The organism is Bifidobacterium sp. W8104 (assembly GCF_016100735.1).
GTDB lineage: Bacteria > Actinomycetota > Actinomycetes > Actinomycetales > Bifidobacteriaceae > Bombiscardovia > Bombiscardovia choladohabitans.
The window spans coordinates 1,945,086-1,959,026 of sequence record NZ_JACFRW010000001.1; the positions used below are offsets into that span (position 1 = coordinate 1,945,086).

The 13,941-nt window shown below is 64.7% G+C and carries 12 protein-coding genes; 7 read left to right on the forward strand and 5 right to left on the reverse strand.

Annotated features, from left to right (window positions below; translation table 11 throughout):
- Position 1 precedes the first annotated feature (1 nt).
- The 6 genes from H3U89_RS07675 (at position 2) to H3U89_RS07700 (ending at position 6,283) form a co-directional block, all read left to right on the forward strand.
- Complete coding sequence (locus H3U89_RS07675) at positions 2–1,426, forward strand: dihydroorotase (RefSeq protein WP_198179689.1); 1,425 nt, start codon at positions 2–4, stop codon at positions 1,424–1,426.
- Entirely contained in the window at positions 1,414–2,475 is a 1,062-nt protein-coding gene (pyrF, locus tag H3U89_RS07680; RefSeq protein WP_198179687.1) for an orotidine-5'-phosphate decarboxylase, read from the forward strand. Before H3U89_RS07675 ends, pyrF begins: the two co-directional genes overlap by 13 nt.
- Positions 2,472–3,317, forward strand: coding sequence for a dihydroorotate dehydrogenase electron transfer subunit (locus H3U89_RS07685; protein WP_198179685.1), 846 nt, complete (start codon positions 2,472–2,474; stop codon positions 3,315–3,317). The genes pyrF and H3U89_RS07685 overlap by 4 nt, the downstream gene beginning before the upstream one ends.
- Positions 3,314–4,261 carry a dihydroorotate dehydrogenase gene (locus tag H3U89_RS07690; RefSeq protein WP_198179683.1) on the forward strand — a complete coding sequence of 316 codons (948 nt, stop codon included), beginning with the start codon at positions 3,314–3,316 and terminating at the stop codon, positions 4,259–4,261. The genes H3U89_RS07685 and H3U89_RS07690 overlap by 4 nt, the downstream gene beginning before the upstream one ends.
- Positions 4,258–5,007, forward strand: coding sequence for an orotate phosphoribosyltransferase (gene pyrE / locus H3U89_RS07695; protein ID WP_232345608.1), 750 nt, complete (start codon positions 4,258–4,260; stop codon positions 5,005–5,007). Before H3U89_RS07690 ends, pyrE begins: the two co-directional genes overlap by 4 nt.
- A gap of 157 nt (positions 5,008–5,164) precedes the next feature.
- Positions 5,165–6,283: a DsbA family protein gene (locus H3U89_RS07700; protein ID WP_198179676.1), complete on the forward strand. Its 1,119-nt coding sequence runs from the start codon at positions 5,165–5,167 to the stop codon at positions 6,281–6,283.
- Positions 6,284–6,392: 109 nt separating this feature from the next.
- Here H3U89_RS07700 and H3U89_RS07705 read toward each other — a convergent pair whose 3' ends face one another.
- From H3U89_RS07705 to H3U89_RS07715, 3 genes are read right to left on the reverse strand one after another with little or no spacing between them, the layout of a single operon-like run.
- Positions 6,393–7,331 (reverse strand): LysR family transcriptional regulator, encoded by a 939-nt coding sequence (locus H3U89_RS07705; RefSeq protein WP_045935392.1) that lies wholly within the window; start codon positions 7,329–7,331, stop codon positions 6,393–6,395.
- Between the two features lie 24 nt (positions 7,332–7,355).
- Positions 7,356–8,138 (reverse strand): 2,3-bisphosphoglycerate-dependent phosphoglycerate mutase, encoded by a 783-nt coding sequence (locus H3U89_RS07710; RefSeq protein WP_198179674.1) that lies wholly within the window; start codon positions 8,136–8,138, stop codon positions 7,356–7,358.
- Between the two features lie 26 nt (positions 8,139–8,164).
- Entirely contained in the window at positions 8,165–10,072 is a 1,908-nt protein-coding gene (locus tag H3U89_RS07715) for a bifunctional ADP-dependent NAD(P)H-hydrate dehydratase/NAD(P)H-hydrate epimerase (RefSeq protein WP_198179672.1), read from the reverse strand.
- Between the two features lie 111 nt (positions 10,073–10,183).
- Here H3U89_RS07715 and H3U89_RS07720 point away from each other — a divergent pair, with 111 nt between their 5' ends.
- Entirely contained in the window at positions 10,184–10,873 is a 690-nt protein-coding gene (locus H3U89_RS07720; RefSeq protein WP_015021846.1) for an MgtC/SapB family protein, read from the forward strand.
- A gap of 24 nt (positions 10,874–10,897) precedes the next feature.
- Here H3U89_RS07720 and H3U89_RS07725 read toward each other — a convergent pair whose 3' ends face one another.
- Positions 10,898–12,499 carry an ABC-F family ATP-binding cassette domain-containing protein gene (locus H3U89_RS07725; protein WP_110412939.1) on the reverse strand — a complete coding sequence of 534 codons (1,602 nt, stop codon included), beginning with the start codon at positions 12,497–12,499 and terminating at the stop codon, positions 10,898–10,900.
- A gap of 117 nt (positions 12,500–12,616) precedes the next feature.
- On the reverse strand, positions 12,617–13,771 hold the full coding sequence (locus H3U89_RS07730) for a TspO/MBR family protein (protein ID WP_198179670.1): 1,155 nt from the start codon (positions 13,769–13,771) through the stop codon (positions 12,617–12,619).
- Positions 13,772–13,941 lie beyond the last annotated feature (170 nt).

Genomic DNA, 13,941 nt, shown 5'->3' on the forward strand with positions numbered 1-13,941 from the left:
CATGCGGCTGCTGGGGTTGACCGATTGGCGCAGCGGCAGGTCGGTCGATCTGGTGCTTCCCCAGGCCGCCGACAGCGCGCTGATTGACGAGACCGGCGCCATGTCGGCAGAAGTGGAGCAGATAGACGCCTCGGGGCTGGTGCTGGCTCCGGCCCTGGTCGACCCCCATGTCCACCTGCGCGACCCTGGACAGACCGACAAGGAAGACATGGTCACCGGCACAGCTGCCGCAGCGGCCGGAGGCTACGGGCTGATACTGCTCATGCCCAACACCCAGCCCGCCATGGACGGCCGAGCGCGGATGGCCGATGGGCGCACGGTCATTGACTACCTCGAAACCTATGAGCGGGACCATGGGCTGCGCCTGCCGGTGGACTACGCCCTCTGTGTGGCGGCCACCATGGACCGGGCAGGCCGTCAGGCCTCAAACCCAGACGACTGGTCGGGGCACCTGCCCGGACACGGCTGGGACCATCCCGTAGTCGCCATCAGCGATGACGGCTCGGCCGTGACCGAACAAACCCTGGAGGACGTGGCCGCCAACGCCCGGGAATTCGATCTGCCCATCCTGGACCACTGCGAACACCACGAGCACGGTCAGGTCAATCTTGGCGCTGTCAGCCGTCAACTGGGGTTGGAGGGGATTCCCGCCTCGACCGAGACCGCCATCATCCATCGCGACATCGAGTTGGCGGAACGCACCGGCACCAGGGTGCATCTGCAGCATGTCAGCACAGCCGGGGGATTCGATGCCGTCCGCCGGGCCAAGGCCCGCGGGCTGCCGGTCACCTGCGAGACCGCGCCCCACTATCTGGCCCTATGCGACGAGGACCTGTTGCGCAGCGGCAGCATGGCCAAGATGAACCCTCCGCTGCGCTCCCGCGCCGACCAGCAGGCAGCACTTGAGGCCGTGGCCGACGGCACTGTCGACATGATCGCCACCGATCACGCCCCGCACACCGCCGCTGAGAAGGCCCTGGGGCTCAAGGACGCCCCCAACGGCATCATCGGCCTGGAGACTGCCTACGCGGTCTGCAACCAGGTCCTGGTCAAAAGCGGACTCATCAGTCATGACCGTCTGATTGAGCTCATGTCCCTGGCTCCAGCCGAGCTCATGGGCATGCATCGGCTCCTGCCTGAAAACCTGCCCTCGCACAAGGCAAACAACACGGATCATCCTCGGCTGGAGTCCGATCAGCACAGTGATGCCGGCCAGCCACCCGTCGACCTGGTCATCATGGACCCTGAGGCCAGGTGGAAGGTTGATCCCAGCCGCTTCCACTCCAAGGCGAGGAACACCCCCTTTGCCGGGGCGGAACTGACCGGAAGGGTCATGGCCACCATCAGGGATGGGCGTCTGGTCTTCTCCCGCCTGCCCGCAAGCCGTGTCATCACCAGGGAAAGGATCCGTGCATGGACCGACTGACCGCGCTCATTCAGGAGAAACAGAATCCGACCGTGGTCGGCCTGGATCCGCGACCGGAACTGTTGCCCGGCCAGCTGATCGAGCAGGCCAGGCAGCTCACCGCCGGAAGCATGGCCCGGATGGGCCTGGACCCCAAGGACCCGCAGCAGGCCCAGGGCGAGCAGGCCCAGGCCGTCTGGGCGGACCACCTGGCCCGCGCCTATCTGCGTTTCAACCTGGCCATCCTGGAAGGCGTGGCCGACCTGGTGCCTGCAGTCAAACCCCAGATCGCCATGTACGAGGCTCTGGGACCCTGGGGCATCAGGGCCTACACCGGTACCTGCCGGGCCGCAGCCGACCGGGGACTCTACGTCATCGGGGATGTCAAGCGCGGGGACATCGGTTCCACGGCCGAGGCCTACGCCGCCCACCTGGACGGGCTTCCCCTGTCCTTCGCCCCGGGGCAGGCAGTGGATGGGCCGGCCCGGGCAGGCGGGAGGTTCCCCTGGTATGAGGATGCCCTGACCATCAACGTCTACCTGGGCTCCGACGGTGTGGAACCCTTCCTGCAGGCGGCCGAACATATCCAGGGTGACCTCTTCGCCCTGGTCCGCACCTCCAACCCCTCGGGCAGCCAGATCCAGGAGCTGGGCCTGGATACGGACTCAGGCGGCGGCACCATCTATCAGCGCCTGGGCGAATTGGTCGAATCCTGGGGGCGGCCCTCCATAGGCGAATCGGGCTATTCCCGGCTTGGAGCCGTGGTCGGCGCTACCCACCCCGAGGACGGGGCCCTTCTGCGTCAGGCCATGCCCCACACCTTCTTCCTGGTCCCCGGCTATGGAGCCCAGGGCGGTTCGGCGGCCGACGTGGCGCCCATGTTCGACCGGTCCGGCGGCGGTGCTGTGGTCAATTCCTCCCGGGGAATCATCGCGGCCTGGCGGAAGGATCCGGACTACAGCCCGCAGCTCAGCGTTCAGGCGGCCCTGGGCATGGTCACCCGCGATGCCCGCCGAGCCGCGCAGGCCATGAAGGACGATCTCAATCAGGCGATCAAGGAGGCCCGATGAAACCCAACCTCTTCATATCCACCAGCCGGGTGGAGGATCAGGCCCGACAGGCAGGCCGCATGCCCGGACGACGCACGGCCCAGGTCACCGGCATGGAGCCCCTGGACCGGCAGGTCTGGCGGATGACCATCAGCGACCCCTACCTGGCAGCCCACGCTCCGGCAGGAGCCTTCATCAACCTCTACTCGGCCGACCGCATGACCATGATGCCCAGACCCTTCGGCATCAGTCGGGTTCTGGAGGGTGAGCAGATCGAGATCATCTTCGCCGTCGTGGGCCAGGGGACCTATGAGTTCTCCCGCCTGCAGCCAGGCATGGCTGTGGACCTGCTGGGACCCCTGGGCCATGGCTTCGACCTGGGGAAGCCGGCTGACTATCTGCTGGTGGGCGGCGGCCTGGGCGTCCCTCCGCTGATCCGTGCAGCCCAGTGCCTTCAAGGCCGGTCCGGTGTGCGCACCACCGCCCTGCTGGGCTACCGGGACCATCGGTTCGCCGATGCCATCATGGGCCCGTTGACCGACCGGTTGGAGTCCATCGACAATGCCTCCGGGGATGTCATAACCCTCTTGGATCGGGTTCGCGGCGACATCGACCCGGGACGGACCATCATCCTGACCTGCGGCCCCCTGCCCATGATGCGGGCCGTGGCCGCCTGGGCCCGCGAGACCGGCCTGCCTGCCCAGTGCTGCATGGAGTCGCGGATGGGTTGCGGCTATGGCACCTGCGTGGCCTGCGTGGTTGACACCGTGGACGGCAGGCTCAAGGTCTGCAAGGACGGCCCGGTCTTTGCCGCCGACCGTCTGATCTGGGATGCAGGCGAGGACAAGAAGGAGACACGATGAGCGGGCTGACAATCATGGACCCTCTGGAGCCGCACGCCTGGCGGCATGGCACCGTTGTGGCCGGCACGCCCTGGAAGAACCCGGTGGGCACGGCCTCGGGCACCTTCAACCTGGATGCCTGCGGGGACTACTACGACGTCTCCCAGATGGGCGCCATCTCCACCAAGGGGGTTTCGCCGGTGCCCTGGGAAGGCAACCCCACGCCCAGGACAGCCGAGAGCCCCGCCGGCATGGTCAACTCCGTGGGCCTGCAGAACCCGGGCGTGGACCATTACCTGGTGGACGAACTGCCCAGGCTCAAGGCCCTGGGGGCCAACGTGGTCACCAATGTGGCCGGCCACAGCGACGAGGACTACGCCATCGTTGTGCAACGGCTGGCCGACTCCCCGGCCGACATGCTGGAGATCAACGTCTCCTGCCCCAACGTCTCACATGGGGGGATGTCCGTGGGCACCGACGCCAAGGCCCTGAACCGGCTGATCACCAGGCTGCGGGGACTGACCGACAAGCCCATGGTGGTCAAGCTGACCCCCAACGTCACCGATATCGTGGAAGTGGCCAAGGCGGCGGTCGATGGGGGAGCGGATGCCCTCAGCCTGATCAACACCCTGGTAGGCATGCGCATCGACATTACTACGGGCAAACCCATCCTGGCCCAGGGCACCGGCGGCGTCTCCGGCCCCTGCATCCTGCCCATAGCTCTGTCCTTCGTCTGGCGGGTGCGCCGGGCACTGCCCGACATCCCCATCATCGGCATCGGGGGCATCGACTCGGGGCGCACGGCCTTGGAATTCCTCTATGCGGGGGCCAACGCCGTCGAGGTGGGGGCTGCGGCCCTGGTGGACCCTGTGGCACCAATGAGGGTGGCCCGGGAGCTGGACGATCTGTTGGACGAGCGGCCCGAGCTGGCTGATTTGCTCAAGAAAGGGGAGTGCTGGCGATGAGCGCATCCGCAGCAGAAAACAAGGCCGAGCGTGACGGGGATGACCAGGAGCAGACCCGCCGCATCCAGGAGGGTTTCACCAGCTTCCTCCTCCAGAGCGGAGCCCTCAAGTTCGGTGACTTCACCCTGAAGTCGGGGCGGCGCTCGCCCTACTTCATCAACGCCGGGGCCTTCAAGGACGGACGGCTGATCGCCCTGCTGGGGGAGTTCTACGCCCGGACCATCATGCAGGCCGTGAAACAGGGGACCCTGCCCGCCGATATCGACACGGTTTTCGGTCCGGCCTACAAGGGGATTCCCCTGGCCGTCTCCACCGCCATCGCACTGAGCGGGGCGCACGGCATGCCGGTCGGCTACACCTTTGACCGCAAGGAGGTCAAGGACCATGGCGACGGGGGGCTCATGGTCGGCACCCAGTTAAGGGACGGCATGAGGGTGCTGCTGGTGGATGATGTCATGACCGCCGGGACCGCGGTCCGCCAGGTGGTGCCCAAGATCATGTCCCAGGCCAAGGTGACCATCGTCGGCCTGGTGCTCTCCGTGGACCGGATGGAACGCACCGGACAGGGCCAGGGCTCGGCTGTGGAGTCCATCATGGACGAATTCCACTTCCCTGTCATCAGCATCGTCAATGTCCGCCAGATCTTCGATGCCGCTGCCTCCATGAAGGGCCTGGACGGGTCGCCCATTCTGGACCAGTGCACGGCCGATGCCGCCAGGGACTACTTGGAGCGTTACGGGGCCTAGACAAGGGACCGGCTCATATTCAGCGTGCCGATTGTGCATGCAGGCCACATTGGCGCACATTCTGTGGACGGCCATTCTGTCGGCCGACCCTCGTGTAGATTGGTAAAGGTCCGACGGGCAGGCCGACGGATCATCATCGCAAGGAAGGCCATGGATCATGACGAAACCGCTGGAGCAGAACGGTCATGAGGAACCGGACCAGACCGGGGTCGACGCGGTGGATGCGGCCAAGCCTGCCGTCTCGGCCACAAGAACCGACACGGTGAAATCTTCGGATGCCGCGGAGCCTGCGGGCGGGCGAATTTCGACTGAGGAGAAGCCGGCAGAGACAGGCCAGCCTCAGGTGAGCGAGCCTGAAGAAACTGCGCTTGCGCAGCGCTCACGGAGGGTTCCGTTGATACTGGTGGCGGTGGCCCTTGTGCTGGTGCTTGCTGCAGGCATATACATGCTGTGGGCAGATCATTCAGCAGGCAACCAGTCAGCCCAAAAGCTTTCATCCGGAGCCTCTAGTGCGCAGGTCAGCCAGGGTCCCAGCGGGGATGCCAAGGCATACAAGGCCCTGCAAGAGGTCACCGTCAAGCCTTCGGTGGCCGACGACCAGGGAGGGCTGACCGTTTCAGCCAAGGGTGTCGGCAGCAGGAAGAAGGTCGCTGATGTGCCGACCCTTGAGATCTTCATGGATCCCATGTGCCCCTGGTGCGGCAAGGTGGGCCGGGTCATCGATCCCCAGCTGCAGCGCATGATCGGCGCCGGTCAGATCAACGTCACCTACAACTTTTTGAACTTCCTGGATTCGGCATCCAGCGACCAGTACTCCAGCCGCGTGGACAACGCCCTGGCCATGGTGGCCCAGGAGGATCCGGATCATCTGCCGGCCTTCGCCGCCGCCGTCTTTGCGGCCGACTTCCAGCCCGATGAAAGCTCCTATCAGGCCGTCTCCGACGCACGCCTGGCAGACCAGGCTGTGGGAGTAGGCGTGCCCAGGTCCCTGGCGGACCGTTTCGCCCAGGGTACTTACAGGCCATGGGTGGACAAGGTCAACGCCTACGCCATCACCCGCAAGGACGCCAAGGATGCCAAGGGGGAGTTTTCGACACCCACCATCATGATCAATGGCAAGGTCTGGGATCTGACCGCAGCGGCAAAGAGCCAGGGAGGCCTGGAACATCTGGACCGGGCCCTGCTCAAAGCCTTGGGACTCAAATCACAGGATGTGGGCCACCAGGGTAAGATGCCCTCCATCGGAGCCCAAGGGAAGGCGTTGAAAGTACAGTAAACCGCGACGACCAATCGATTGCCGGCCAACAGCGAAGTCCAACAATCGCCGCTGGAGCGTCAGCGGTCCGGTTCAGATGACACCCATTCAGCTGCTGCTTGCCTGGCTGCTACTTGCCTGACCCCTGTTCAATCAGTGAATATCCGTGGTTGGAGACCACCTGGCGCAGCTTGTCCAAGTAGAGTTCGGCGGCATGGGACAGCTTGGTCCGGCTGTTGACAATCCAGCCCACCAGCATGGATTCGTCCGACTCCAGGGGAACGCTGACGATCTTCTCGTTGTTCAGGTCCTCGTTGTCGATGCCGGTGCAGACCGTGTAGGCGTTCAGCCCCACGATGAAGTTGAGCATGGTGGCCCGGTCACTCACGGTGATCTGCTTGGGGGAGTAGTCGGGCCAGACCGCCTCCTCGGCAAAGTAGAAGGAACCCTCCTCGCCCTGCTCGTACTGCAGGAAGGGGTAGGGCTCCAGGTCCTTCATGGTCACCATGGCCCGATCAGCCAGGGGGTTGGTTCGTGCGATGAAGACATGCAGGTCCGCCCTGAAGAGCGGATGGAAGTCCAGGTGCTTCTCCCGGAGCATCTTGGACAGCACCCGTTTGTTGAAGTCGGACTCGTAGATGATGCCGATCTCGGACTGGAGGGTGGCCACCTGGTCGATGATGTCCCTGGTGCGCGTCTCCCGTATGGTGAATTCGTACTCGTCCGAATCGATGGAGTTGATCATCTCCACGAAGGCTTCGACTGCGAACATGTAGTGCTGGGTGGAGACCCGGCAGAGCTGCTTGCGGGGTCTGACCTGCCGGTAGCGGGCCTCCAGCAGGTCGGTCTGGTCCAGGATCTGCCGGGCGTAGGTCAGGAATTCCGCCCCGTCCACGGTCAGGGCGATCCCCTGGGAGTGGCGGGTGAAGATCTCGATGCCCAGCTCGTTCTCCAGCTCCTTGACCGATGAGCTCAGTGCCGGCTGGGAGATGTAGAGCTCGTGCGAGGCCTCGTTCATCGAGCCGCATTCGACAATCTTGACGATGTAGCGCAGTTGGAGCAGTGTCATACAAGCAAATCTATACCCAAGGCCCTATCGGCCCAGGGCCGCGGTTTCAGCCATACCCTGGTTGGCGGCCTGCTGATCCAGATAACGACCCGGACCCTGGACCTGGGGGTTGCCGTCTTCGTCGGTCCCGAAGCTGTAGACCATGGGCACGCCGGTGGGCACGTTGATGGATCGGATGTCCTTGTCGTCAATATCTTCAAGGACCTTGATCAGGCTACGGACCACAGAACCGTGGGTGACGATGAGCACAGTCCGGCCCTGGGCCAGGTTCGGGGCTATCCGGCTGCGCCAATAGGGTTGCAGGCGAAGCAGCAGATCCTTGAGGCATTCGGCGCGGATCTCGGCCGGATTCCGGCTGTCCAGCCCGTCGCCCATGGCCGGGGCATAGCGAGGATTCTGTCCTTGAAAGTATGGTGAATCGGTTTCGATGGCAGGCGGCCGAACATCATAGGAACGTCGGTAGATATTGAATTGCTCCTGGCCGTATCGCTCCAGCATGGCCGGTCGCGTCTGTCCCTGGAAGGCGCCGTAGTGGCGCTCGTTCAGCCTCCAGGTACGCTCCACCGGAATCCAGGCCCGATCGACCAGGTCCAGCACCGTGTTGGCGGTGACGATGCTGCGGGTCAGCAGGGAGGTGAAGACCAGGTCAGGCAGCAGTCCTGATTCCTTGAGCAGCTGTCCGGCATGACGGGCCTGGTCCAGTCCACGTTCCGTCAGGGGTACGTCCACCCAACCGGCGAAACGGTTGACCGACTTCTGTGTCCAGACGCTTTCCCCGTGACGCATGACAATGAGCTGCGAGGTCATCGAATCGACTCCTTTTTGATGACGCTCTAGAACCAGAGCGAGCTGTTTTCGAAGAAGAGAGAGGCATCGTCCCCATCTTGAATGGATTGATCGATCTGTTCAGCAGCCCCCTCGGCTCTGGACATGACCAGCCCTATGGCCTTGGGTAGGGCATCGGCCACCTGCCCGGCACGGATCGGCTGCCCCATGCGTCCTGCAACAGTCCCCTGGCCCTCCGGTTGGTTGTCCTCGGCTACCAGATCCGCAAAGTCCTGGGGCTTGCGGGGGTCGAAAATCAGCGGCTGCTCCCAGCCGGTCTGCCTGCCGCCACTGGCCAAGGAGCCAGCCAGTCCATGCAGGAAGGCCGCAGCAGCCGTCAGATCAACCATCAGCGTGGCATCATCCTGGATTGGTCCGGCGTTCTGGGCCAGCATGGCTCCGATGGTGCCGGAGAGTACATCCCCTGATCCGGCCGTGGACAGCCAGGCCGGGCCGAAGCCGGTGGTCATGACCCGGGGGCGGTCGGTGCCGTCCTCGCCGACGACCAGTGTGATGGCCCCCTTGAGCAAAATGGTGGCTCCGGTCAGCTGGCAGGCGCGGACAGCCCAGCGCAAAGGTTCGGCCATGACCTGGTCGCCGTCCACGTTCTCACCGTGCGAGTTGAGCAGGGCGGCCATCTCGCCGGCGTGCGGGGTCAGTACGGTGCGCGGTCCCAGCCGGTCCGGCAGCAGATCCAGGGCTCCGGCATCGGCCACCACCGGTGGATCGGCTGCTGCCTCGTCCTCGTCCAGGTCCGCGGCCTGTCGATTGAGTATGTCGGCAATCAGATCCCGCTGACCGTCCTGGCCTTCAGGACCGGCGGCCTCCTGGGCCTGCCGGGTGGGCACGCCCGAACCCAGCACCCAGGACTCGACCCGTCCACGGCCCAGGACCGTTTCGGGCAGCTCCTGCAGGATCAGGTCGCCCACCTGCTCGGGGCCGCAGTAACGGATCATGCCCACGTTGCCGCTGGCCGCCGCTCTGCTGGAGAGCAGCCCCGCGCCATGGTAGAGGGCGGACCCGGTGACCAGACCGACCACGCCCCTGGTGTACTTGGTGTCATCCACCCTGGGCGCCCGCAAAAGTCCGGCGCAGTCCTCAACGCTCATGCAGGAGACGCTGGGGACCAGGGCCGAGGTGTCGAAGCCGAAGTCCACCAGGACGACTCTTCCGCAGACGTAGGCGGCCGGGGGAAGCATCAGGCAGGGCTTCATGGCCCCCATGGTCACGGTCACATCCGCTGGTATGTAGGCCCCGGGCAGGGTGCCTTCATCAATGTCCACGCCGGAGGGAGTATCCACGGCCAGCACCAAGGGCCCGTCCTGACCGGCGGGGTCGTGCCAGGCTGGCCTGTCGGGCAGACCGCTCTCCATGCCCAGTTCCGCGGCAAGAGCGGCGGGAATGCCGCGCAATGCACCTTTAAGGCCGATGCCCGTCATGGCATCGATGATCAGATCCGCCTGCCGGCACAGCTCCAGGGCCTGGTCCAGCTCCTCTGAGGCCTGGTCCGGTCCTGTCGGTGCCTCGCAACCGGGGATGGCCGACTGGGGATCCAGGGCCGTGACCACTCCGCCGGCGCGCAGAAGGGCATCCAATCCGCCCTGGTGCAGGCTCCGCCCGGTCGCCACCACCGTCACGTCGGCCCCGTGCCCGGCCAGGTCAGCCGAGGCATAGAGCCCGTCGCCGCCGTTGTTGCCGGCCCCTGCCAGCAGGACGATTCTGGCTTCTGCCGGCTCCATCCCGGCCTGGGTCAGCATGACGTCGGCCACGGAGGCCAGGGATCCGGCGGCAATGCGCATCAGGGGCACCCCGTCGTCCAAAAACGGCTGCTCCAGGGATCGGATCATGTCGGCGGAATAGGCGCTGGTGGCCAGGGTCTGCCGGGCTTCGCGGCGTTCATCTGGTGACGGCTTCATGGCATCACACCCCTCATTCAAAAGGTCCACGTGCTGGCTCCACTCTATCCGATGGCCTTGTCCTGCAAGCGTTATAAGGTCTGCCTATTTACGAGGGCAGGAAAGGAAATCATGCAGGGATTCGCGATGCCGAATCAAGGCCAGATTATGGCAGTGGTCCTGACGGTGGTGCTCTGTGGCCTGATCGGCTTCGAGCGCGAGTTCCTCAAACACGACGCTGGCATCCGCACCCACATTCTGGTGGGCCTGGGCAGCTGCCTGTTCACCATGGTCTCCCTCTATGGCATCCAGGCCGCTGTAGGAAACTATTCCTGGGATGCCTCGCGAATCGCGGCCGGGGTGGCCTCGGGCATCGGCTTCATCGGCGCCGGAGTCATCTTCTTCAACCATGATTCGGTCAAGGGTCTGACGACGGCCAGCGCCATCTGGGTGGCCGCCGCCGTGGGCATGGCCTGCGGGGTCCAGCTCTTCGCCATCGCCATCCTGGCCGTCGTCTTCTACTTTCTGGCTGTCCTGGTCATCGCGCCCATCCTCAAGTGGTTCCTGCGCAATCGTCAGAACACGGTCCTGCGCATCGTATATCAGGACGGCCACGGCTGTCTGCGCGAATCCCTGCTGCTGGCCACCCGCATGGGCTTCGAATCCCGGGTGCTGACCATCCATGAGCTGCACCGGGATGCCTGGAAGGGCGCCGATGTCACCGTCAACCTGCTGGGCAAGGGGGACGTGACCGAGCTGGTCGAATCCATAGGTCAGACTCCAGGGGTCAAAGGGGTGGAGGTCCTGGGGGAGGACGACTGACCCGCTTTTCGCCATTGTGGCTACCTACTCTTCGGCAACCAGATCCAGGTAGTCGTCGCTCCAGAGGTCCTCATCACCGTCGGGCATGAGCAGCACCCGCTCGGGGTTGAGCGCCTTGACGGCCCCCTCGTCGTGGGTGACCAGCACGATGGCCCCCTCGTACTTGGCGATGGCCTTGAGTATCTCGTCGCGGGAAGCGGGGTCCAGGTTGTTGGTGGGCTCGTCCAGCAGCAGGACGTTGGCCCGGCTGGTCACCAGGGTGGCCAGGGCCAGTCGGGTCTTCTCGCCGCCCGAAAGCACCTTGGTGGGCTTCATGGCGTCGTCCCCCGAGAAGAGGAAGGAGCCCAGGATGGTCCGCGCCTGGGTGTTGTCCAGGTCAGGGGCCACATGCTGCAGGTTCTCCAGAACGGTGACGTCGTTATCCAGTGTGTCATGCTCCTGGGCGAAGTAGCCGATCTTGGCCCCGTGCCCCAGGGTCACCTTGCCCGTGTCGGGCTGCTCGATGCCGGCCAGCAGGCGCAGGGTGGTGGTCTTGCCAGCGCCGTTGTATCCCAGGATGACCACCCGGGAGCCCTTGTCGATGGCCAGATTGATTCCGGCGAAGACGATGTTGGATCCGTAGGCCTTGGAAAGGTCCTCGGCCATGATGGGCGTGCGGCCGCAGGGGGCAGGATCCGGGAAGCGCAGGTCGGCCACCTTTTCGGCCTTTTCCGCCTCCTGGGTGTCGGCCAGCAGGCGCTGGGCGCGGCGCATCATGTTCTGGGCGGCCACGGCCTTGGTGGCCTTGGCGTGCAGTCGGATGCCCTGACGCATCAGACGGTCGGCCTTCTTCTCGGCCACCTCCCGTTCGCGGCGACGGCGCTCCTCGTCCACCACCCGCTGGCGCAGGTAGGCCTTCCATCCCATGGTGTACATGTCGATGCAGGAACGCTGGGCATCCAGGTGCCAGATCCGGTTGACGGTCTCGTCCAGCAGCTCGGTGGAGTGGGAGATGATCAGGAAGCCGCCCTCGAATCGGCGCAGGTAGCCCTTGAGCCACTCGATAGAATCGGCATCCAAATGGTTGGTGGGCTCGTCCAGAATCAGGGTGTCGGCATCGGAGAAGAGGATTCTGGCCAGCTCGACCCGTCGGCGCTGACCGCCGGAGAGGGTGCCCAGTGCCTGCTGCAGGGTCTCCTGGCTCAGCCCCAGGCTCTCGCCCATGACGATGGCCTGCGACTGGGCCGCATAGCCCCCGGCGTTCTCGAAGTCCTGCTGGGCCTTGTCGTAGCGCTTCATGGCCTTTTCCATGACCTTGGGGTCGGGACTGGTCATATCGGTCTCGGCCTTGCGCATCCGTTGGATGATGGATGCGATGTCCCTGGCGCTCATGACCCTGTCCAGGGCGCTCTGCTCGGAGTCGCCCGCATGGGTGGACTGGGGCAGGTACCCCAGCTGTCCGGTCACCCGCACCTTGCCGGCCGAGGGGAGCATGTCGCCGGTGATGACCCTGGTCAGCGTGGTCTTGCCGGCGCCGTTGCGGCCCACCAGGCCGATCCGGTCGCCCTTGGTCACATGGAAGTCGGTGGCTTGCAGGAGTAGTCGGGCACCTATTCGGATCTCAAGTCCCTGCGCCTCAATAGCCATGCCGCCTCCGACCCCGCTTTCCTTATGGATTCAAAACTTGCAAGGGACCATGGTAGCAAGAAGCAAGCCCCGCCAGTGCGTCTCGGCTGACGGGGCAATGGATGGATCATGGATGGATCAGCGGCGGACCAGCCTGAACTTGCTCCAGGGGAAGTAGACCAGGAAGGCGCCCACGGCGGTCAGCGCGATGACCAGCACGCCCATGGCGGCCGCGAAGGAGAATATCCTGATGCCGATGCCCAGGCAGGCCCAGATGACCACCAGGCCGAAGACCCAGTCCTTGCCATGCCTGTTCATCAGGTAGGCGACGGCCAGGAGGGCGCCGACCACGATGATGGTGGCGAATCCCTGGACGGCATTGCCGACCCTGTGCCCGGCGACCACCATGTATCCTGCGTTGACCAGGGTGGCCACGCTCAGCCAGCTGGCATAGATGGACAGGGGGATCCAGTCCAGGGCCTTGGCTGCGGTGGGGGTCCCGGCCTTGGTGGCGTCCCTGCGCACCAGGGCGTAGAGCATCCAGGCCAGCACGGTCAGAATGAGGATGATGACCAGGGCCCAGAAGTTGCGCTCCATGTGCCACAGGGCCAGCCAGGCGATGTTCAGGCAGCAGGTGGCCACGAAGAGCAGTCCGCTCAGCGTGAAGGGCAGGAAGCCAAGGCGTTTGCGGCTGGGGCCGGCCAGGCAGAAGCGGAAGAGCCAGATGGCCAGGGCGATGTAGATGACGCCCCAGATGGCGAAGACGTATCCGGCAGGCATGATCCACAGGTCGACCTTGCGTGCCAGGCCGCCCACGGTCGTGCCATGGAAGTGGTAGACCTCCGCATAGCCGTTGAAGCCCACCATGGCCACCCAGGCCACCCAGAGCAGGATGTCCTCGAAGATCTTCCAGCCACGTCCCTCGGAGGACTCCTGCGCTGCTTCATTTTCATTGCCGCTGCGATCAGAACGAGTCCCGCCTCCGTTGGCGGTCTCCTCGGCACCGGTATCCACAGCCGACGACTTCTTCGACGAATCACCGGACTGCTTGGTTGTGGCACCCGAAGGCGATGAACCTGAGCTGGATGAATTTGGAGTTGTTGCAGCCGAAGATGCCGAACTGCTATTCCCCGAATTCCCAGCTGCCGTTGCCGACCCTGCCGCTGTGGAAGACTTGGACGACGAATCTGAATTCGACTGGCTGCCCTGCATGGCAGGGGAGGTGCGCTTGGCCCTCTCGACCGGGTCCTCGTCGTCGGTCCAGAGTCTGCGCGGATTGTCCTTGTCAGTCATGGCACATGCTTCCTCTCCTTGCCGGCCGCAACCGTACTGCCGCCGTGGGGATTGCCCCGGGCATGGGCGACCGGCCTCTGCTCCAACTCTAAATCGGCCCACCCGACTCAGTGGTATTGACCACCCGGTCCGGGCCTCCGTCGGTGCTAGCCTGAACCCAAACACTGGAT

Bases quoted from the DNA above. Each gene is read 5' to 3' on its own strand.
- H3U89_RS07715 (WP_198179672.1), bottom strand. From the start codon at position 10,072: ATGAAGCCGTCACCAGATGAACGCCGCGAAGCCCGGCAGACCCTGGCC.
- H3U89_RS07725 (WP_110412939.1), bottom strand. From the start codon at position 12,499: ATGGCTATTGAGGCGCAGGGACTTGAGATCCGAATAGGTGCCCGACTA.
- pyrF (WP_198179687.1), top strand. From the start codon at position 1,414: ATGGACCGACTGACCGCGCTCATTCAGGAGAAACAGAATCCGACCGTG.
- H3U89_RS07720 (WP_015021846.1), top strand. From the start codon at position 10,184: ATGCAGGGATTCGCGATGCCGAATCAAGGCCAGATTATGGCAGTGGTC.
- H3U89_RS07710 (WP_198179674.1), bottom strand. From the start codon at position 8,138: ATGACCTCGCAGCTCATTGTCATGCGTCACGGGGAAAGCGTCTGGACA.
- H3U89_RS07700 (WP_198179676.1), top strand. From the start codon at position 5,165: ATGACGAAACCGCTGGAGCAGAACGGTCATGAGGAACCGGACCAGACC.
- H3U89_RS07690 (WP_198179683.1), top strand. From the start codon at position 3,314: ATGAGCGGGCTGACAATCATGGACCCTCTGGAGCCGCACGCCTGGCGG.
- H3U89_RS07705 (WP_045935392.1), bottom strand. From the start codon at position 7,331: ATGACACTGCTCCAACTGCGCTACATCGTCAAGATTGTCGAATGCGGC.
- pyrE (WP_232345608.1), top strand. From the start codon at position 4,258: ATGAGCGCATCCGCAGCAGAAAACAAGGCCGAGCGTGACGGGGATGAC.
- H3U89_RS07685 (WP_198179685.1), top strand. From the start codon at position 2,472: ATGAAACCCAACCTCTTCATATCCACCAGCCGGGTGGAGGATCAGGCC.
- H3U89_RS07675 (WP_198179689.1), top strand. From the start codon at position 2: ATGCGGCTGCTGGGGTTGACCGATTGGCGCAGCGGCAGGTCGGTCGAT.
- H3U89_RS07730 (WP_198179670.1), bottom strand. From the start codon at position 13,771: ATGACTGACAAGGACAATCCGCGCAGACTCTGGACCGACGACGAGGAC.